Genomic DNA, 19,926 nt, shown 5'->3' with positions numbered 1-19,926 from the left:
ATTGCGTATAATTCAGACCAAATAAACACTACAGATCGCGCTTCTTCAATAAAGCATAAGAACCGTATATAAAAATAAAAATCCACACCGAAACAATGGCTACTTCATACCAGTGTACCGCATAATCTATAGCGATATCTGCCTGAAGCTGATTGGCCGCTGTTTCGATAAAACTAAGGCGCTGAAAGGGTAAATTAATCAGATTTTTCATAGACTCCAGCGGAAAGAATTGCACCACAGCATCTGCAAGGTTTTCAGAAATCTTCCAGCGTAAAATACCGTAGGTAATGTTTTCAAAAATCCACCATACAAACAAGAAGCCCAACGCAAAAGCAGATCGTTTAACCAGGACTCCCAGAAACAAGCAGAACGAAAAGAATCCTACCAGTTTTAGAAAATAGGCAAACAGGAATTCCATTTCCCGGGTGACGATGCTGAACTCGGTATAATCTGAAAATGAATAGCCTAAAATCAGCGTCATAATCAGAATGAAAAGCGTAGAGAGTAAGGAGAAAGCGACAACGGTGTAAAATTTGGAAAGAATAAATTCCTTTTTACTAAGACCGTCAATAAGGTTTTGTTTTAAGGTTCGGTTGCTGTATTCGTTAGAAATCATTGAGACAATCACAATTGCCAGAAAAAACTTTAAAGTCGCAGCAATCCAGGTATTAAAATGCCAGATAAATGGAAAATTAAAAATCCCCTGGTCAGCAATACGCACCTGGATATCGCCAATATTGAACTCGATCGAAGCGATCAAAGCGATAAAGGATAGAATTACAAAATACGCAATACTAAGCACCTTTGAAGAACGGCTGTGTTTCAGTTTATAGAATTCTATAGTAAGTAATCGTAACATAAGGTTGCTTAGTTAAGTTTAGCGGTAAGTTGTAAAAATTGTTCTTCGAGGCTTTCTTTTCGCATCACCAGATGAGAAAGAATAATTCCTTTCTCAAAGAGGTAGCTGTTTAATGCTTCGGCCGATAGCGGATTTTTAAGAAATGCCGTAACCAGACCATTTTCATCCTTTAAGGAAGCAAAATCAGGATGGGCTTCAAGCGCATGAAGAAGCTCCTGATGCTTTTCGCAACGCAATTCAAAGAAACCGTGACTGGCATTGAGTTCATCTACCGGACCGGCATACAACTTCACTCCTTTGCGTATGATCACCACATGCGAACACACTTTTTCAACCTCATCAAGCAAGTGAGAAGCCAGAAGAATCGTTGTTCCACCTGATGCGATTTTCTTAATGATCTCCCGAATCTGATGAATTCCCTGTGGGTCTAGCCCGTTTGTGGGTTCGTCGAGAATTAGTATTTCGGGATCATTTAACAAAGCCGAAGCGATAGCGAGGCGTTGCTTCATCCCCAGCGAAAATGTGCTAAACCTGCTGTCCTTACGATCGAGCAGATGTACGGTCTCAAGCTTTTCTTCAATTTTTGAAGGATCAATTCCCTTAATTGTGCAAACCAGCTTTAGATTCTGGGCAGCGGTCATATACGGGTAAAAATTAGGCCGCTCGATGATTGCACCCACCTTTTTAAGCGCGTTGTGCGTGGTATCACTCCCGTCAAACCATTTAAAATCGCCCGAAGTCGCATTTACCACATTGAGCACCATACCCAGCGTGGTTGATTTTCCACTACCATTAGGTCCCAGAATACCGTAAACATTACCTTTTTCGATGGTAAAACTAAGATCGTTTACCGCCTTTACCCTGCCGTAATGTTTTGTAAGATTATTTAAAGTAAGAATTGTCTCCAAAAGCGTATTTTTAGAATTAACGTACATCAACAAGACGGTGAGTGGCTGGTTTTGTTACATAAGCTTCTTACCTTTATGCGAAATCGCACCACAATGGAAGAAAAATTAATGTCCAAAAAAAAACCTTCTTACCCTATAAGTGAGAAGCTTAAAGAATATTTGACCAAATACAACCGGGAGATTAAAATCCCCGTGTTTTATGATGATTTACTGCGTTTTTCGGGCGGAATCAATATCTACGATAAGAATGATAACGACACGTTATGGATTAGTGTGTACTATCCGGAACACGAGCGCGATGAGATTGAAGAAAGCCTGAAGCGGGTTTATGCCATTCTGCATTCTGACGGGAGCGAAAGCATTTTACCCTTCCTCAAGGTCGCCTCTATTGACTATTGTACGTTTGGGAACTCAAAGCCCTTCCGCATAAAGATCAACAATATTTTTAATGACAATTACACCTACTTCTACGTGAAAAAAGCTGATGCCAGTCGCATCTACGGCCTTGATCTGGAGCACATTCTATCTCCCAACCGTATTAACTTTTTGGTTTACAAAGACACGCTTATTGAAGAACACATTCACGGTATTCCCGGTGATGTTTTTATAGCAGAATACCTTCCGCATTGTGATGATGTGGGCAAAGCGCAGCTGGCTAAAGAGTTTGTAAAGTTTAATGAGCGTTGTATGATCTTATTGCTGGGCGATATGCGTTCATACAATTATGTCGTCATCCCCACGCACGACTTTGATCACATCAAATACAAAATACGGGCGATAGACTTTGATCAGCAGGCTTATGAGGGAAATTATAAAGTATATAAACCGCATATATTTAAAGAGAATTTTAAAATGGTTGAATTGGTCTCTAACAGATTGCGGGACAATTCTATAGAACAATACCGGGAAGAAGAACGTGCGGTACTCGCAAAACGGATCATCACTTCAAAAAACCGTCTACGTCGCTTATTAAAATGTATGTCTAAAGACACGATTTCTACCGAAGAGAATCTAAAATCGTTAAAAAAACAACTGTACGATTACACGCACGATATGAAATTTAAGCGCGCAGATTCCATGGGTCAGATTGTTAAGACCGCACTCGACTTCGTTAAGCGTAATTATGAAGATGTGAGTATGAAGCGCATCATTGACGCCAGATATTAATTAAAAAGGGAGGTTTGAAAACCTCCCTTTTTAATTTAGTAGAAAATCGATTTAAAAGGTTCTTCGAGTGTGGTCGTCTTAGAGAAGTTTTCGGCGGTTTTTATTAGCGCCAGATGCGAATAGGCTTGCGGGAAATTCCCCAGCAAACGCTTGGTTTCAAAATCAATATCCTCACTGAATAATCCCAGATGGTTACTGTACGAAAGCAACTGATCAAAGTATTTTTTGGCTTTATCACACTCCCCTATTTTATACAAACTATCGATAAGCCAGAAGGTACAGATGGTAAACGAACTGCTGGGCTCCCCAAAATCATCCTTATTTTTATAACGATACATGAGTCCGTCTTTGCACAACTCACGTTCGGTTGCACGTACCGTTGATACATAGCGGTGATCTGTAGCGTCGAGAAAGCCATATTGCTCCATCAGTAAGGTTGAAGCGTCGAGATCTTTTGAGCCGTAGGCCTGCGTATAGGCCTGTACTTCCTCATTCCAGGCGTTAGCGCAGATGTCTTCAAAAATCTCCTGACGCAAGTCTTTCCAATGCTCGGTATCCCGGGTATTTGAAATCACATCGGCAATTTTGACCGCACGATCTACCGCGACCCAGCAGAGTAATTTTGAAAATGTAAAGTGCTTGTCTTCGGTACGCAATTCCCAGATGCCTTTATCAGGCTCCTTCCAGTGTTGTTCTACAATCTTAACGATGCCGCGAACGATGGTCCAAAGCGCTTCACTGTTTTCAAGACTGGTTTCAAATTTCACAAACTGATGGTAAATAACTTCCATCAATATCCCGTAAATGTCGTTCTGCCGCTGCGTATAAGCCGCATTACCCACACGCACAGGTTTTGATCCCTCATAGCCTTCCAGATGATCAAGCGTGCGTTCGGTCAGGGTTTTTTCGCCGTTAATACCATACATGATCTGTATTTTCTCATCCTTATCGGGAATGGTATCAATAATAAACTGTAAAAATTTACGGGCAGATTTGGTGTGTCCCAGTCCTGCAATTACACGAATCACCATAGAGGCGTCGCGCACCCAACAGAAGCGGTAATCCCAGTTGCGCTCTTCGCCTATAGCTTCGGGCAAAGAGGTTGTTGCTGCAGCCAGTACGGCTCCAGATTTTTCATACGTGAGTGCTTTCAAAACTAAAGCGCTACGCATAATTTCATTTTGATAATTGGGGTATTTGGTAGTCGCGTCACTCCAGTTCATCCAGTACACCTTGGTGCGCTGAAATTTGAGATAGGCCCGATCCAGACTTTGCGGAACCAGCTTTTCGTGATACGACAACAGCAAATACACGTTACCCGTCATCTCAACCGATTCGCGATTCAGGATTTTTTGATTTTCAATATTGCTGTACAAATAAACAGAGTCGTACTTGCCTTCTTCCGTAGAGCTTTCGAGATACCCGCCTTTATCTTCCGTAATCGTTTCACAACCGGCATACTCGAGTTTAGGATCGTAAATAATTTTAAATACCGGCTTGCCTTTCACCAATCTAATAAAACGGATTACATCAGGTGGCGCATAGAACTTTCCGCCCCGCTTCTCATAACGCGGCATAAAATCAAAGACTTCAAAAGCATTGCTACCGTCATCAAACATCGTACGCAAGATGTTAGTCTGCCACATATACTTTTGCGTGATGGTATAGTCGTCATCAACCTCAAACCCCAGCGAGCCTCCTTTTTGGGTATCCAGTAATTTTGCAAAAACCGAAGGAGCGTCAAATTTGGGCAAACAGCACCAATCTATAGAGCCTTTATCAGAAATGAGGGCAGCACTCCTGCAATTCCCTATAATACCGTAGTTTAAATTATTCATATAACGTTTGAAATTCTAAAGTTCTATTAAACGGGTGGCGTAACCGCTTAGTTTTTCCGAAATTTAAGCATTAACAAAAAATCTAACCCGCCATTAACTCTTTTTATGAGCAAAACGATCATAATATCTAACAGACTTCCCCTCCAGTTAAAAATCGAAAACCACAAAATTGAAGCCACCCCCAGTGTGGGCGGTCTTGCTACCGGCATGAAATCGGTACACCGCGATGGCAATGGCGTTTGGATTGGCTGGACCGGACTTACCGAAGAAGAAATTCCCGCAGATCTGGTTGACGATGTGGTTGAAGCCACGATTCAGGAGCAGTGCGTTCCGGTTTCCTTAAATCAGGATGACATAGATGGCTTTTACTACGGCTTCTCCAACCGTACCATCTGGCCGCTGTTTCACTATTTTATTGAATATGCCGAATTTGAAAAAGAGAGCTGGCAGAGTTATAAAAGGGTAAATGAGAAATATGCCGAAGTGGTACTCGACAATATTGAAGAAGGCGATACGGTGTGGGTTCACGATTACCAGCTGATGCTTTTGCCGGCATTGATTAAAAAAGAACGGCCCGATGTGCAGATTGGGTTTTTCCTGCATATTCCCTTCCCTTCTTATGAGGTATTCCGAATCCTTCCGTGGCGGGAAGAAATTTTAAAAGGATTATTAGGTTCAGACCTTATAGGCTTTCATACCTACGATTATCAACGTCACTTTTTAAGTTCGGTTTCCCGAATTCTCAGACATGAGGTCAGTTTTAACGAGATTACGCTAAAAGATCGAATGATCACGGTGAACTCGTTCCCAATGGGAATTGACTACAAAAAGTTTGCAGACGCAGCTGAAAAACACGACACGGCAAAAAACCAGTCCGAATTGCAGCGACGCCTGGATTTGCATATCGATTCTACGCCCGATGCCAAGATGATCCTGTCTATAGACCGTCTGGATTACAGTAAGGGAATCGCAAACCGCATCAGGGCTTATGAATACTTTCTGGAGAAATACCCGCAGTTTAAAGAAAAAGTACGCCTGGTAATGCTTGCAGTACCTTCGCGTTCTAACGTTCCGCAGTATCAATTGCTCAAAAAGGAAGTAGATGAACTCGTGGGGCGTATCAATGGAAAGTTTGCTTCGGTAAGCTGGACGCCCATCTGGTATTTTTACCGCTCAATGCCTTTTGAAAATCTTATAGACCTGTACACCACCTGTGAAGTGGCGTTGCTTACACCTATTAGGGATGGAATGAATCTGGTCGCCAAAGAATATATTGCTACGCGAACTAATAAAACCGGGGTTTTGATTTTAAGTGAAATGGCCGGAGCTGCACAGGAAATGAGCGAGGCGGTCATAATCAATCCGAATAATTTTGAAGAAATTGCCGATGCGCTGAAGCTGGCCATAGAAATGCCGGAAGACGAACAAATTAAACGTAATAAATTCCTCCAAAAAAGACTGAAGCGCTACAATGTTGAAAAATGGGCCGAAGACTTTATGAATGCACTCTATGAAACCACACACAAGTCTGATATCGTCGAAGCGGTACGTATGCAGCGTGAGCGGGAAGATCAAATGCTGGAAGATTATAAAAAAGCCAAGAAACGTATTTTGTTCCTCGATTACGACGGGACTTTAAGAGCTTTTGTAAACAATCCGGATGATGCGAGTCCCGACGATGAACTCATTGAATTGGTGCGCAAAATAGAAAGTCAGGAAAACACCGAAGTGGTTATCATCAGCGGTCGTGACCGGCATACACTGGGCGAATGGTGGCAGGATGTGCCTATCACGCTCATTGCCGAACACGGAGTCTGGAAACGTCCTATTGGCGGAGAATGGGCAGTAACCGAAGCATTGAGAAACGACTGGATGGAAACCGTAAAACCCATTCTGGAGAAATTTGTAGACCGTACCGCCGGTACTTTTATTGAAGAAAAAAATTACTCTCTGGCCTGGCACTATCGCAATGCCGACCCCGATTTGGGTGAAAAACGCGCCAGCGAACTTTCAACCGTTTTAAAAGAACTTTCGGCCAATAATGAACTCGGTGTGCTGGATGGTAATAAAGTGTTGGAGATTAAAGACAGTACCATTCACAAAGGCAAGGCCGCGACCAAGCATATTTTTGATAAAAACTACGATTTCAAATTCGCTATTGGCGACGATTGGACCGATGAATACATGTTTCAGGATTTACCGGAAGATACCTACAGTATTAAAGTGGGACTTCAAAAAACGGCAGCCCGTTTTTATGTGGATGACACAGACCGCGTACGCGATCTCCTGAAACGCTTTGCAGATAATTAATTTTCAACGTTCTTTATATTCCCTTTAAAAAATATATGAAAAGGATTTTTCCCCTAGTATTCGTTGCACTTGGTATTTACAGTGTCCAGGCTCAGAACAATGTTCCCTCGGAAACCGATTTACGCATCTACGGAATTATCAATTCGGTATCGGCAGATCGTATAGAAAAAGATGTACGGGCGCTGGCCGGGTTTGGAACCCGTAATACTTTTAGTGATACCCTGAGCGATACGCGTGGTATTGGCGCGGCGCGGCGTTACATTAAGGCTGAATTTGATAAGACCTCAGAAGCCTGTGGGGACTGTCTGGATGTTTTTTATCAAAAGGATCTGGTTACTCCAGATATGGGCAATCGCATCCCAAAAGAAGCCTATGTGGTTAACGTAGTGGCTATTCAGAAGGGAACCAAATATCCCAACCGCTACATCATTATGAGTGGGGATATTGACACACGAGCCAGCAATACGATGGATTTTGAGACCGATGCTCCCGGAGCTAATGATAATGCCAGCGGAATGGCCGGCACGATGGAAGCAGCACGCGTACTTTCAAAGTACGAATTTGAAAACAGCATTATCTATGTAGGGCTTTCGGGCGAGGAACAGGGACTCTTTGGAGGTAAGGGACTCGCCGAATATGCGGTAAAACAAGGCTGGGATATCATCGGGGTTCTAAATAATGATATGATTGGTAATATTGAAGGCGTTGACGGCGTGATAAGCAACCGGGATTTTAGAATTTTTTCGGAAGCTATAACCGCTAAGGAAGAAACCGATAGAGAACGCAATGCCCGTCGCTTTTACGGAGGCGAGGTAGATGGCATTTCACGACAACTCGCGCGTTACGTTTATGGCAACGTCAAAAAATACATGCCCGAGATGAACCCGATGATGATCTATCGTCTGGATCGTTTTGGACGCGGTGGACATCACCGTCCTTTTAATGATCTCGGCTTCGCCGGAATACGCATTATGGAAGCGCACGAAAATTATACCCAACAGCATCAGGATATTCGTACCGAAGATGGTATAAATTATGGCGACGTGGTAGAACATGTGAACTTCCCGTATGCTGCAAAACTTACTTCAGTAAACGCAATCAATCTGGCGAGTCTGGCCTGGGCTCCACCTGCTCCGGAAACAGTACAAATTGGCGGAATTGTAGAAGCCGATGTAAAGCTGAAATGGACAAAAGTAGACGGCGCGGTAGGGTATAAAGTGTACTGGAGAGATACCACCTCTCCTACCTGGGATTACAGTCGCTATGTAGGAGATGTTGAAGAAACCAGCTTAGAAGGGATTGTTATTGATAATTACTTCTTTGGAGTTTCGGCTGTTGGAGCAAACGGTCACGAAAGTCTGGTTGTTTTCCCGAATCAAATTATGCGCTAAAAAATTGCAAAACAAGGACAAATGTCATAATTTTACGGAAATTTGTCACTGATGAGCGATTTGCATAAACGTTTAGACGAGGAAATTAATTCCTACTATTCTGAGATTTATACTCAGGAAGGCACTGTAAATGAGTCGGCAATGGCTTATAGTACTTTTCTGGATAGTCCTATGCGCGTGGTTCACGCCATAAACAGCGGTGTTCCCTATCGTATTTTTAAACTCATCCAAGAAGAGTCTCCCTTTGATGATGAGGACTGGGCAAATTTTTTAAATATTTCAAAACGCTCTTTAGATCGCTTTAAGGCCGCAGGTGATCACATTTTTAAACCTGCACACGCCGAGAAAATTTTTGAATTGGCAGAAGTCACCCAGTTAGGAGCTCAGGTATTTGATTCCCGTAAGCAATTTTACGACTGGCTCAACACGCCCAGCTTTTCGCTTGGTAATTTTAAGCCCATAGATCTGCTAAGCAATTCTTTCGGCAAAAATCTGGTTCTAGACGAGCTACACCATATAGATCAGGGTATTTTTGCTTAATGATTGTTTACCGTTTATCCCGTGAAAAATATGCAGACAGCCTTTCGGGTAAAGGGGCTGCATTACGCGGCGCACGGTGGAATAGCAAAGGTGTCGAAATCCTGTACACGGCCCAAAGCAGGGCTTTAGCGCTTGCAGAAATAGCCGTGCATTTGAGTCTTTCGGCTTTGCCAAAAGATTTCATGATGCTTGAAATTGATATTCCGGACTCCCTGGCTATCAAAAACCTTCCTGATTCTGAATTACCGGAATTCTGGAACGATTTTCCCTATAACCTAAACACGCAGCAATTTGGCGATCAGTTTATTTCTGATGGCAAATTTGCAATTTTAAAAGTACCTTCGGCAGTCGTACAAGGTGACTTTAATTATTTAATCAATCTGAATCATCCCGATGCAAAAGACATTAAAATTCAATCTCAAACACATTTTCCGCTTGACAAACGCCTCTTCCATTAGCTGTGCAGGGCTTTTGGTTTTCAGCCTGCTAAACTTTAGCTGTGCCGAAGCGCAATCCCTTAAAAAAGAATTCAGCAAGCAGGACACCTTAAAGGGAAGTATCACTCCGGAGCGTGCCTGGTGGGACCTGAATCATTATGATTTGAAAGTTGACATCAATCCTGAAGACGAATTTATTTCCGGAAGCAACACCGTTACCTACACGGTTTTAGAACCTAACGAAAAAATTCAGATTGATTTGCAGGAGCCTATGAAACTCCTTAGTGCAACTCAAGATGGTAAAGAGCTGGAAATTGATAAGCAGGGTCTGGCACATTTTATTTCGCTTAAAGAAAAACAAAAGAAAGGCAAGCAGTATGAGTTACTCTTAAAATTTGAAGGTAAGCCTCGCGTTGGAGCCCGTTTGCCCTGGGATGGCGGATGGACCTGGCAAAAAGATGCTCAGGGCAAAACCTTTGCCGCTAATGCCAATCAGGGTATTGGTGCTTCTATCTGGTGGCCAAACAAAGATATTCCCTACGATGAGGCAGACAGTCTTGACCTCTACATTACCGTCCCAAAAGATATTATGGGTGTAGGTAATGGTCGTTTGGTTGATTCGTCTTCGACTGAAATAGAATCTACCTATCATTGGTCAGTGAAAAACCCTATAAACAACTACGCTGTGAGCGCAGATCTTGCAGATTATGCGCATTTTTCAGATACCTATGAAGGCGAAAACGGAACGCTTGACCTCAACTTTTACGTGCTGAAGGAAAATCTGGAGAAAGCAAAAAGTCATTTTAAAGATGTACCTCGTATGCTTCAGGCGTTTGAGCATTGGTTTGGCCCCTACCCGTTTTATGAGGATGGCTACAAACTGGTTGAAGTGCCTTATTTGGGTATGGAACACCAAAGCAATGTCACCTACGGTAATAAATATGAAAATGGTTATTTAGGCCGCGATCTGTCAGGATCCGGATGGGGATTGAAGTTTGATTTCATTATTATTCACGAAAGCGGACACGAGTGGTTTGCCAATAATATCACCAACAGAGACGTGGCCGATATGTGGGTGCACGAAGGCTTTACCGCCTATTCTGAAAACCTGTTCCTGGATTATCACTACGGCAAAGAAGCTGCTGCTGATTATGTGATAGGTACACGCAATGCTATACGCAACGACCGCCCCATTATCGGGATTTATGGCGTAGACTATGAAGGTAGTGGTGATATGTATTATAAGGGTGCAAATGTTTTACACACCGTACGCCAGCTTATTGAGGATGATGAAAAATGGCGCGAAATTCTACGCGGCTTAAACAAAGAGTTCTATCACAAAACCGTGACCTCAGCACAAGTTGAACAGTACATTAGTGACCAAAGCGGGATTGATTTAACCCAATTCTGGGATCAATATTTACGTACGACTCAAATACCCTTATTGCAATACGAAATAGAGGGCAAAACACTCAAATTTAGATACCTAGATATCGTTGATGGTTTTGATATGCCTGTAAAAATTCAGGTAAATGATAGCGAAAGCTGGATTTATCCCACTGCTGAATGGAAAACTGAAGAATTCAAAAACACTATTGAAGACGTAGCAGTAGACCGTAATTTTTATATAGAAAGCAAAAAAGTCAATTAGTACATGTCTAAAAGGCCTTTACATTATTTTAAAAATGCAGCAGAATGGAGAACCTGGTTGCACGAAAATCACGCAAGTAGTGAAGGCATTGAATTGATTTTTTATAGAGTAGATAGTGAAGAAGAAAGTATGCGTTGGGAAGAAGCGGTGCAGGTTGCTATTTGCTACGGTTGGATAGATAGTACCGTTAGAAAAATTGACGATAAACGCAGAAAGCAATATTTCTGTAAGCGCAACCCAAATAGCGGCTGGAGTGCGATTAATAAGGATTATGTCACCCAACTTACCGAAGCCGGATTTATGCACAGCAGTGGGCTTGAAGCTATTGAAACTGCAAAACAAAACGGTTCGTGGTCTTTACTGGACGATGTCGAAAACGGTGTTATTCCTGATGATTTAAGAGAAGCTTTTGATAAAAACCCGGAGGCGCTATATAATTATAATTCGTTTGCAAAAGGGTATCGCAAAAATTACCTGTATTGGCTCAATCAGGCTAAGCGGGAGGAAACCCGTCAAAAACGGGTTGAAGAAATTGTGATGCTTTGCGCTCAAAATAAAAAGCAGCGCGGCTAAAGCCATTGGGACTTTTTAACATTTTAGATTGTTTCTAAACTCTAAAAGTTGCTTATTTGCACAAATTATAGTCCCTTGTATTACAGACATTTACTCCCACTAGTACTTTACCTGATGTTCCAAAACTCAGGTAAAGCTCAAGACCAATCAAAAAATCACCTGTATTCACGTTTTTTTACGACCGAATTAAACGCAGGCGTCACCTCTCCTTCCAATTATAAATTTCCGGAGACCGATCTGCAAAAATCGCTTTACCTCAGCCTGGGTAATACCAACGCCGATAACGAAGACGAGTGGGCATACCGGCTCAACCGACCCAAAACAGGCGTCAGTCTGGGGCTTATCGACTTGGGTAATCCCGAAGCTTTAGGCTACGGGATTTCGGTGCTTCCGTTTGCTGAGTTTCAATTGCTACCGGAAACATTTAATGATCTTAATGTACAGGTAGGTACCGGTGCCTCCTATTTTACCGAAACTTATGACCTTGAAACCAATAAATACAATAGGGCGATCAGTACACACCTCAACTGGAATTTCAAACTTTTTATGTATTACGGGCTTACGCCAAACAGCAAAGTAAACTGGCGTTTGGGGCTCGGATACATCCACAATTCAAACGGCCATACCCGCCTTCCAAACCAGGGTTTGAATTCTTTTATGGGTGGAATTTCGGCACAGCTTAATTATGCCACGATTGAAGAGTCCCAAAAACAGACAGATTCTACAAGCTTTAAGCGCTCTACCTACAATTATCTGAACGCCGAAACCGGACTGGGAATACGCGTTTTAGCTCCCCTATTCAATACGCAAAAGCCGGTGTATAATCTTAATCTCGCATACGGAAAAGTCATTAACAACACCTTTAAAATCGGCGTGGGTGCCTACTACAGATATTATAAAGACTATCAGGATTTTATTGAATCTGATAACAGGCTTACTCAGGAAAACTATCCCGAATTTAAGAATAATCCCTACGGTTATGCCACCAATCTTGGTGTATTTGGGTCCGGTGAATTGTTGATGAATCACGTGGGCTTTGAGGTAAATGTTGGCCTGAATATTTACAAACCGTTTTATGCGCTCGATTACCGCATCAATAAATCCTACTCTTATATCATTCAGTATGAGGAGCCTCCAACCGAACTGGCCTATAAAAATCTGGACTGGTATTACGAATTTAAACGTACCGTTTCGGCACGTATGGGCCTTAAATACTACCTCTGGTCAACAGCAAAACCGCGAAGGAATAATGTGTACCTGGGTGGACACATCAATGCCAATTTAGGTCAGGCAGATTTTACCGAAATCAGTCTGGGTTACGTATATAACTTCAATTTTAAGTAAAACGAAAACCTTCAGTATAAAAAAAGCCCGCTTCAGAATTGAAGCGGGCTTTTGCTTTGAAATTATTTACAGCTATTCTTTTACCGAAAATTTAAAAGAAGTGGTAGTCTCGTATTTTTCTCCGGGTTTTAAAACCGTTGAAGGAAAATCAGCCTGATTTGGTGAATCAGGATAATGTTGGGTTTCTAAACAAAAACCACTTCGGTAAGCATAGGTGCCTTCGCCGTCTTTTTGTGTAAGGGTTCCATCCAGAAAATTCCCCGTGTAGAACTGAATCGCAGGCTCGGTGGTCATAATTTCCATAAATCTTCCGCTTTCCGGATCAAGAGCAGTAGCTGCTAATGTCATTTCGCCACCGGTTCCATTTAAAATCCAGCAATGGTCATAGCCCAGGCCTTTTTTCAGTTGATCATCTTCGGCATTGATTTCGGTTCCGATTTTCTTTGGTGTATTAAAATCGAAAGGTGTCCCAGCAACAGGTCGAAGCTCTCCGGTAGGGATTAAACCGGCATCAACCGGAAGGTACTGATCTGCATTGATCATCACTTCGGTATCCAAAATAGTCTTGTCAAAATCCCCGGAAAGATTGAAATACGAATGCTGGGTAAGATTTACCACAGTTGGCTTATCAGTCGTTGCTTCGTATTTCACCATCAGGGTATTGTCTGCCTGTAGGGTATAGGTTACGGAAGTTTCCAGATTCCCGGGATATCCCATATCCCCGTCAGGACTTAAATAGGTAAGTTTTAAACCTACATTATCGCCGTCTTTTACTTCTTCGGCATTCCAAACCACTTTATCAAAACCGGCAGTACCTCCGTGAAGACTGTTTTCACCATCATTTACCGGTAACTGATAGGTCTGACCTTCAAGTTCAAAAGTACCCTTAGCAATACGGTTTCCGTAGCGGCCAATGATTGCCCCAAAATAAGGCGAACCTTCCACATACTTATCCAGACTGTCAAAACCTAAAACCACATCCTGAAAAGTGCTGTCTTTACTTGGAGCCTTTAAGCTGGTGATGATCCCTCCGTAGGTAATGATATCTACCTGCATTCCGTTTGCGTTAACCAAAGCATATTTGGCTACCGGAATACTATCCTGAAACATCCCGAAATCAGATTTGGTGATCGATGCCTCTGGCATCTCCTCCACTACAGCTGTCTCGTCTTTTTTTGTCTCGTTTTTACAGTTAACTGCTGTAAACGCCATTCCCAAAACAACAGGAACGACCAGTAATCTTTTAATTATATTCATAAATGATAAAAGCTAAGTTGTTAATTACATTCTATGCTGAAACAAGTGAAAATAAGCTTCATTCGCATTTAGTGTGTCTTTAAAGTCACGCACACGCGTTTGATCGTCTATTACCACCAGTTCAATACCTGCAATATCGGCAAAATCCTCCATAAACTCTGTCGTAACCGCCTGGCTGTACACGGTATGGTGCGCGCCACCCGCTAAAATCCATGTTGTGGCAGCAATATCAAGGTTTGGCTTACAATCCCAAAGCACGCGAGCTACCGGTAAATGCGGCAGGTCAGCTTCCGGTTTAACGGCTTCCACTTCGTTGACAATAAGTCTGAAACGGTTACCCATATCTACCAAAGAAGCGTTGATTGCAGGACCTTCGGGCGAATTAAAAACCAAACGCGCAGGATCTTCCTTTCCTCCTATTCCTAAAGGATGCACCTCACAACTCGGCTTTCCGTCTGCGATAGAAGGACAAATCTCAAGCATGTGTGATCCCAGAACGTATGAACCTTTTGGCGTAAAATGATAGGTATAATCTTCCATAAACGAAGTACCGCCTTCCATACCAATTGCCATTACTTTCATAGCGCGTACCAAAGCAGCAGTTTTCCAGTCACCTTCTCCACCAAAACCGTAACCATCAGCCATAAGACGTTGGGTTGCGATACCTGGCAATTGCTTCAGTTCACCTAAATTTTCAAACGTATCTGTAAAAGCACCAAAACCACCTTCCTCTAAAAAGGCACGAAGTCCCAATTCAATTTTAGCGGCCTCTACGAGTGAATCGCGCTGTGCGCCACCTTCCTTAATTTTATCGGCTAAATTGTATTCGCTTTCATAGGTTTTAAGCAGTGCATCCAAATCTTCCTGCTTGATCTCGTTTATTTTAGCAACAATGTCTGAAGAATCAAAACCGTTTACGGTAAAACCAAAACGCATCTGCGCTTCAACCTTATCCCCCTCGGTTACGGCTACTTCACGCATATTGTCTCCTATACGGGCTACCTTCAGGTTTTGGAACTCATTCCATCCCAAAGCTACACGGGTAAAAATGCCGAGTTTTTGCTGAACACGGGCTTCCTGCCAGTGACCTACAACCACTTTACGCTTTTTACGCATACGCGACATCATAAAACCAAACTCCCGATCTCCGTGAGCCGACTGGTTTAAGTTCATAAAATCCATATCGATTTTATCCCACGGAATGGCCGCATTAAATTGCGTATGCAGGTGGCAAACCGGCTTGGTAAGCAGGTTAAGACCTTTAATCCACATTTTAGCAGGTGAAAAGGTGTGCATCCATAAAATTAAACCGATACAGTTTTTGTTTCCGTTTGCTTCCAGACACAGGTCTGTAATTTCGTTTGGAGTTTTTACCAGGTCTTTGTAAACAATCTTTACCGGAATGTCTTTAGAGTTATTCAGGCCTGAAGCTATTTCCTGAGAGTGGGCAGCCACCTGCTTCAGAGTTTCTTCGCCGTATAAATGTTGGGTTCCGGTTACAAACCAGACCTCTAAATGTTCAATAGTGTAATTCATAAAATAGGTTGTAGTCGTATTAATTTTATTAAGATGCTTTTCAGTTTAAGAGAAATAGATGTAGACCATCGCTACCATTGCACAGATCGCAATACCGGCGGGTTTTAGATATTTCCACGGAGTGATATCCACCTGACGGGTGTATTCCTCCAGATAATCGGTTTCGCGTGGGTAGAATTTACTTACACTAAACAGTATTCCCAGTACCAAAACAAAGATGATTCCCATAATGTGTAAGAAACTTGGGAAGGCTTCTTTAGCAATCACAGCCAGTTCTGAAGCGTCAGTAATACCTCCTGCTTCTGCAGCTGTAACCGCATTACCGGTGATGATGGGTTTGATCACGTAAAGGGTCACCAGATAGGTAACTACCGCAAAAACAATCGCAATATTTGCGGCTTTGCCGGAAACACGTTTTGAGAAATAACCTACCAAAATAATGGCAAGGATAGGCACACTAAACGAACCGTTAAGTTCCTGCAGGTAATTGAAAATACCTCCTTCAACGCCATAGAGCAAAGGAGCAATCATCATCGAAAATACAGCGAGTAAAGTACCGAAGATTTTACCGGCACGTACCACCTGCTTTTCTGAAGCGTTGTTGTTGAAATATTGTTTGTACAGGTCAAGACCAAAAAGGGTCACAGACGAGTTAAGAGCCGAGTTAAACGAACTCAAAATCGCACCAAAAAGTACCGCTGCAAAGAACCCTACAAAAGCAGTGGGAAGTACCGCTTTTACAAGCATAGGATAAGCCTCATCAGCATTGTCCAAATTTCCATTGAAGTATTGGAAGGCAATGATACCCGGCAATACCACGATAATAGGACCTAAGATTTTTACAAAAGCAGCAAGACAAAGACCCTTTTGACCTTCAGCAAGGTTCTTGGCACCTAAAGCCCGCTGAATGATTGCCTGGTTAGTACCCCAATAGTAAAAGTTTACAATTAACATCCCGGTAAATAGAGTGGTCCACGGCACCGAAGAATTAGGACCACCCAGAATGTCAAACTTTTCAGGCAGGTTTGTGGTCAACACGTTCATACCCTCAATGACACTTCCGTCACCTACGGCCATCAATCCAAAAATAGGAATCAATAAACCTCCTACAATAAGACCTACAGCATTGATCGAGTCGGAAACTGCAACGGCTTTCAATCCCCCAAAAATTGCATACACCGAACCGATAAGGCCAATACCCCATACGGTTACCCAAAGGGCAGATTCAGGCGACATGCCCATACGCTCGGGAAGATCAAACATCGTATTGATCGCCAATGCACCCGAGTATAATACGGTGGGAAGCATCGAGATTGCGTACGCCATCAAAAACAGGATAGACACAATCGTTTTCGTAAGTTTTCCGTAGCGTTTTTCTAAAAATTGCGGAATGGTAGAAATACCTCCTTTCAAATATTTAGGCAAGAGCACAAACGCAGTAAATACCATTGCAACTGCGGCAATAATCTCATAAGCAGCAATAAGAATACCTTCACTAAAACCTACACCGTTGGTACCGATGATCTGTTCGGTAGAGAGGTTAGTAAGCAGTAAAGATCCCGCGATTACCGGACCGGTAAGACTACGTCCTCCCAGGAAATACCCGTCTGAGGTGGTCTCATCGGTCGTACGCGACGCGAAATACGAAATAACCGCCACTAACAGTGTAAATGCGGCAAAAGTGATTAGTCCCATAATATGAAAATGTAAAAGGTTAAATTAAAAATTAGCAGCCCTGCCCGTAATAGGCATCTTTACCATGTTTACGCTCGTAATGTTTTTTGATCAAAGAATCCTTCAGTCTGGGTGCATTGGGATTAATTTGAAGCGTCAATTGCGCCATACGCGCGATTTCTTCAAGCACCTTGCTGTTGTAAACCGCTTTTGCAGCGGTTTCTCCCCAGGCAAAAGGTCCGTGGTTACCCAGCAAAACCATATTTACCTCGTTATAATCCAGATTGCGTTCCTTAAAGCAATCCAATATCTGAATACCCGTGTTGTGCTCGTAATTACCCGCGATTAAATCGTCGTGCATAGGTGCAGCACAAGGTATGTCTGCCGTTAAATGGTCTGCATGGGTGGTTCCAAATACCGGAATATCCATTTGTGCCTGTGCCCATGCGACAGAATAGGTAGCGTGGGTATGTGCAATACCTCCTATCCTTTCCCAGTGTTTGTAGAGATAGGCGTGGGTTTTGGTGTCTGAAGAAGGTCGCTTGGTTCCTTCAACGATTTCGTTATCAAAATCGACAATAACAATGTCTTCGGGCTTTAAGATTTCGTAGGGCACACCGCTTGGTTTTATGGCGAAAACTCCATTTTTACGGTCAACGGCGCTTACGTTACCAAAGGTGTAAATAACCAGACCTAAAGCGTCTAGTTCCATATTAGCCTCGTAGCACTCTTCTTTCAGGGATTTATACATGATGTTCTAATGTCTTTTTTGATTTTACAATTGAATTTTCAACGAAAGCACTCAGTGCCTCGTAGCGTTCCATCTGTTCTGAAAAAACCTCTAAATATTCCGGTTGGGGATGATATTCGGCCTCATAATCACTTCCTAAAGTTTGGCTGGCAGTGATCACATCCGGATAAATACCTGCAGCTACAGCGGCATAGACCGCTGCTCCCAAAGCAGGCGCCTGATCTGATGCTGCAACTTTGATGGGCACGTTAAGCGTATTTGCCAGCGATTGCATGATAAATTTAGACTTGCGGGCAACGCCACCAATACCTACAACGGTTTTGATCTCGATACCTTCATAGGCAAAGCGATCCATTATTTTCTTGGAGCCAAAGCAAATCGCGTTCACCAAAGCCTTAAAGATGTGCGGAGCACGCGTACCCATATTGAGATTGGTAACTGCCGCTTCCAGTTCCTGATTGGCGTCTGGTGTTCTTCTTCCGTTGATCCAGTCTAAAGCAACCGGAATGGCTTCGTGATGCGGAATAGCCTCAGCGGCATCAGATAATTTTCTGATAAAGTCTGATTCTATTTCAGCTTTAAGTTTTTCTTTTTGTTCTGCGGAAAGTATATCTGAAGTCAGAACAAGGTTATCTATAGGCCAGCTCAAAACATCTTTAAACCAGGCCAATAAATCTCCAAAAGCGGACTGACCGGCTTCCAGACCTACAAGGCCGGGAATTACCGAGCCTTCAACCTGCCCGCAAATACCGCGAACGGTCTTATCTGCCGTAACTTCAGGAGCCGAAACGCTGATGTCACAGGTAGACGTTCCCATCACCCGAACCAGCGTATGCTCTTCAACCTTGGCACCTACTGCACCGGCGTGCGCATCAAAAGTACCCACGGCGATAACCGTATCTGTTGTAAGGCCTAATTTCTCAGCCCAGGCTGCGCCTAAGGTACCGGCAATCTCATCTGAGGTATAGGTTTCAGTATATAATCGATCTCGCAATTGCGCCAGATACGGATCTAATTTTCCTAAGAATTCTTCGGGTGGCAAGCCGCCCCAGCTCTCGTGCCACATCGCCTTATGACCCGCTGCACAACGACTGCGTTTAAAGTCGGCTAACGAAACATTATCAAGCAAGGTAAACGTCATCCAGTCGCAATGCTCCATCCAGGAATAAGCTGCTTTTTTTACAGCTTCGTCTTCACGGGCAACGTGTAGAATTTTCGCCCAAAACCATTCAGAAGAATAGATTCCGCCTTCATATTTGGTAAAGTCTTCACCTCCCCAGCTTCGGGCGAGGTCGTTGATTTCATTAGCTTCCTCAATAGCGGTGTGGTCTTTCCACAAGACCATCATGGCGTTGGGGTTTTCTTCGAACCCGGCAGTTAGCGCTAGCGGAATTCCATCCTGATTAACAGGAATTGGAGACGAACCGGTGGTATCTATACAAATTCCTTTTACCGCTTCGGCTTCTACCCCACTTCGGGAAACAACTGCTTTTATCGTAGCTTCTAAACCTTCCAAATGATCTAAAGGATGTTGACGAAAACGATTTTCTGAAGCGTCACAATACAAACGCTCTTTCCAGCGCTTGTAATAACTAACTTCAGCTTCGATTTCCTGACCGTTAGATGCATCAATCAAAACTGCTCTAACCGAATCTGAGCCGTAATCCAGACCTATAACATATTTTTTCAT

Annotated in this window: 16 protein-coding genes; 8 read left to right on the top strand and 8 right to left on the bottom strand. The window is 42.9% G+C overall.

Features of this window, described 5'->3' with window-relative positions; genetic code table 11:
- Positions 1-28: 28 nt before the first annotated feature.
- Together ACSSS3_RS14355 and ACSSS3_RS14350 are read right to left on the bottom strand one after the other, a co-directional pair.
- Entirely contained in the window at positions 29-859 is an 831-nt protein-coding gene (locus ACSSS3_RS14355; RefSeq protein WP_442845208.1) for an ABC transporter permease, read from the bottom strand.
- 8 nt (positions 860-867) lie between these two features.
- The gene (locus tag ACSSS3_RS14350; RefSeq protein WP_442845207.1) at positions 868-1,767 is read right to left on the bottom strand and encodes an ABC transporter ATP-binding protein; all 900 of its coding nucleotides are present in this window, start codon (positions 1,765-1,767) and stop codon (positions 868-870) included.
- A 93-nt stretch (positions 1,768-1,860) separates the two neighbouring features.
- On the opposite strand from ACSSS3_RS14350, the gene ACSSS3_RS14345 reads away from it, so the two are divergent.
- Entirely contained in the window at positions 1,861-2,934 is a 1,074-nt protein-coding gene (locus ACSSS3_RS14345) for a hypothetical protein (protein WP_228228252.1), read from the top strand.
- Between the two features lie 35 nt (positions 2,935-2,969).
- Here ACSSS3_RS14345 and ACSSS3_RS14340 read toward each other — a convergent pair whose 3' ends face one another.
- Complete coding sequence (locus ACSSS3_RS14340) at positions 2,970-4,772, bottom strand: glycoside hydrolase family 15 protein (protein ID WP_442845206.1); 1,803 nt, start codon at positions 4,770-4,772, stop codon at positions 2,970-2,972.
- A 105-nt stretch (positions 4,773-4,877) separates the two neighbouring features.
- On the opposite strand from ACSSS3_RS14340, the gene ACSSS3_RS14335 reads away from it, so the two are divergent.
- From ACSSS3_RS14335 to ACSSS3_RS14305, 7 genes are all read left to right on the top strand, one after another.
- Positions 4,878-7,082, top strand: coding sequence for a bifunctional alpha,alpha-trehalose-phosphate synthase (UDP-forming)/trehalose-phosphatase (locus ACSSS3_RS14335; RefSeq protein ID WP_442845205.1), 2,205 nt, complete (start codon positions 4,878-4,880; stop codon positions 7,080-7,082).
- 35 nt (positions 7,083-7,117) lie between these two features.
- Positions 7,118-8,473, top strand: a complete 1,356-nt coding sequence (locus tag ACSSS3_RS14330) for a M28 family peptidase (RefSeq protein WP_442845204.1) — start codon at positions 7,118-7,120, stop codon at positions 8,471-8,473.
- Positions 8,474-8,524: 51 nt separating this feature from the next.
- Positions 8,525-9,013: a type II RES/Xre toxin-antitoxin system antitoxin gene (parS, locus tag ACSSS3_RS14325; RefSeq protein WP_442845203.1), complete on the top strand. Its 489-nt coding sequence runs from the start codon at positions 8,525-8,527 to the stop codon at positions 9,011-9,013.
- Entirely contained in the window at positions 9,013-9,471 is a 459-nt protein-coding gene (locus ACSSS3_RS14320) for an RES family NAD+ phosphorylase (RefSeq protein ID WP_442845202.1), read from the top strand. Before parS ends, ACSSS3_RS14320 begins: the two co-directional genes overlap by 1 nt.
- Complete coding sequence (locus ACSSS3_RS14315; protein WP_442845201.1) at positions 9,407-11,101, top strand: M1 family metallopeptidase; 1,695 nt, start codon at positions 9,407-9,409, stop codon at positions 11,099-11,101. Before ACSSS3_RS14320 ends, ACSSS3_RS14315 begins: the two co-directional genes overlap by 65 nt.
- Positions 11,102-11,104: 3 nt before the next feature.
- On the top strand, positions 11,105-11,674 hold the full coding sequence (locus ACSSS3_RS14310; protein ID WP_442845200.1) for a YdeI/OmpD-associated family protein: 570 nt from the start codon (positions 11,105-11,107) through the stop codon (positions 11,672-11,674).
- A gap of 114 nt (positions 11,675-11,788) precedes the next feature.
- Positions 11,789-13,018 (top strand): acyloxyacyl hydrolase, encoded by a 1,230-nt coding sequence (locus ACSSS3_RS14305; protein WP_442845199.1) that lies wholly within the window; start codon positions 11,789-11,791, stop codon positions 13,016-13,018.
- A gap of 72 nt (positions 13,019-13,090) precedes the next feature.
- Here the strand turns inward: ACSSS3_RS14305 and ACSSS3_RS14300 are convergent, their stop codons facing one another.
- Genes ACSSS3_RS14300 through ACSSS3_RS14280 form a run of 5 tightly spaced genes read right to left on the bottom strand, consistent with a single transcriptional unit; the run spans position 13,091 to position 19,926 of the window.
- A complete protein-coding gene (locus ACSSS3_RS14300; protein WP_442845198.1) occupies positions 13,091-14,275 on the bottom strand; it encodes an aldose epimerase family protein in 1,185 nt (394 codons plus the stop codon).
- 24 nt (positions 14,276-14,299) lie between these two features.
- Positions 14,300-15,811 carry an L-arabinose isomerase gene (gene araA / locus ACSSS3_RS14295; RefSeq protein WP_442845197.1) on the bottom strand — a complete coding sequence of 504 codons (1,512 nt, stop codon included), beginning with the start codon at positions 15,809-15,811 and terminating at the stop codon, positions 14,300-14,302.
- Between the two features lie 45 nt (positions 15,812-15,856).
- Entirely contained in the window at positions 15,857-17,506 is a 1,650-nt protein-coding gene (locus ACSSS3_RS14290) for a solute:sodium symporter family transporter (RefSeq protein WP_228228263.1), read from the bottom strand.
- A 31-nt stretch (positions 17,507-17,537) separates the two neighbouring features.
- On the bottom strand, positions 17,538-18,236 hold the full coding sequence (locus ACSSS3_RS14285; protein ID WP_442845196.1) for an L-ribulose-5-phosphate 4-epimerase: 699 nt from the start codon (positions 18,234-18,236) through the stop codon (positions 17,538-17,540).
- Positions 18,229-19,926: a ribulokinase gene (locus ACSSS3_RS14280; RefSeq protein WP_442845195.1), complete on the bottom strand. Its 1,698-nt coding sequence runs from the start codon at positions 19,924-19,926 to the stop codon at positions 18,229-18,231. Before ACSSS3_RS14280 ends, ACSSS3_RS14285 begins: the two co-directional genes overlap by 8 nt.

The organism is Leeuwenhoekiella sp. H156, from assembly GCF_052218455.1.
Classification (GTDB): domain Bacteria; phylum Bacteroidota; class Bacteroidia; order Flavobacteriales; family Flavobacteriaceae; genus Leeuwenhoekiella; species Leeuwenhoekiella parthenopeia.
The sequence above is the reverse complement of the archived record's forward strand: the minus strand, read 5'-3'. Positions and strand labels throughout refer to the sequence as shown.

Excerpts from the sequence above, each read along its gene's own strand:
- ACSSS3_RS14285 (WP_442845196.1), bottom strand. The coding sequence starts at position 18,236 with ATGTATAAATCCCTGAAAGAAGAGTGCTACGAGGCTAATATGGAACTA.
- parS (WP_442845203.1), top strand. The coding sequence starts at position 8,525 with ATGAGCGATTTGCATAAACGTTTAGACGAGGAAATTAATTCCTACTAT.
- ACSSS3_RS14300 (WP_442845198.1), bottom strand. The coding sequence starts at position 14,275 with ATGAATATAATTAAAAGATTACTGGTCGTTCCTGTTGTTTTGGGAATG.
- ACSSS3_RS14310 (WP_442845200.1), top strand. The coding sequence starts at position 11,105 with ATGTCTAAAAGGCCTTTACATTATTTTAAAAATGCAGCAGAATGGAGA.
- ACSSS3_RS14280 (WP_442845195.1), bottom strand. The coding sequence starts at position 19,926 with ATGAAAAAATATGTTATAGGTCTGGATTACGGCTCAGATTCGGTTAGA.
- ACSSS3_RS14315 (WP_442845201.1), top strand. The coding sequence starts at position 9,407 with ATGCAAAAGACATTAAAATTCAATCTCAAACACATTTTCCGCTTGACA.
- ACSSS3_RS14330 (WP_442845204.1), top strand. The coding sequence starts at position 7,118 with ATGAAAAGGATTTTTCCCCTAGTATTCGTTGCACTTGGTATTTACAGT.
- ACSSS3_RS14355 (WP_442845208.1), bottom strand. The coding sequence starts at position 859 with ATGTTACGATTACTTACTATAGAATTCTATAAACTGAAACACAGCCGT.
- ACSSS3_RS14290 (WP_228228263.1), bottom strand. The coding sequence starts at position 17,506 with ATGGGACTAATCACTTTTGCCGCATTTACACTGTTAGTGGCGGTTATT.
- ACSSS3_RS14340 (WP_442845206.1), bottom strand. The coding sequence starts at position 4,772 with ATGAATAATTTAAACTACGGTATTATAGGGAATTGCAGGAGTGCTGCC.
- ACSSS3_RS14320 (WP_442845202.1), top strand. The coding sequence starts at position 9,013 with ATGATTGTTTACCGTTTATCCCGTGAAAAATATGCAGACAGCCTTTCG.
- ACSSS3_RS14345 (WP_228228252.1), top strand. The coding sequence starts at position 1,861 with ATGGAAGAAAAATTAATGTCCAAAAAAAAACCTTCTTACCCTATAAGT.
- araA (WP_442845197.1), bottom strand. The coding sequence starts at position 15,811 with ATGAATTACACTATTGAACATTTAGAGGTCTGGTTTGTAACCGGAACC.
- ACSSS3_RS14335 (WP_442845205.1), top strand. The coding sequence starts at position 4,878 with ATGAGCAAAACGATCATAATATCTAACAGACTTCCCCTCCAGTTAAAA.
- ACSSS3_RS14305 (WP_442845199.1), top strand. The coding sequence starts at position 11,789 with ATGTTCCAAAACTCAGGTAAAGCTCAAGACCAATCAAAAAATCACCTG.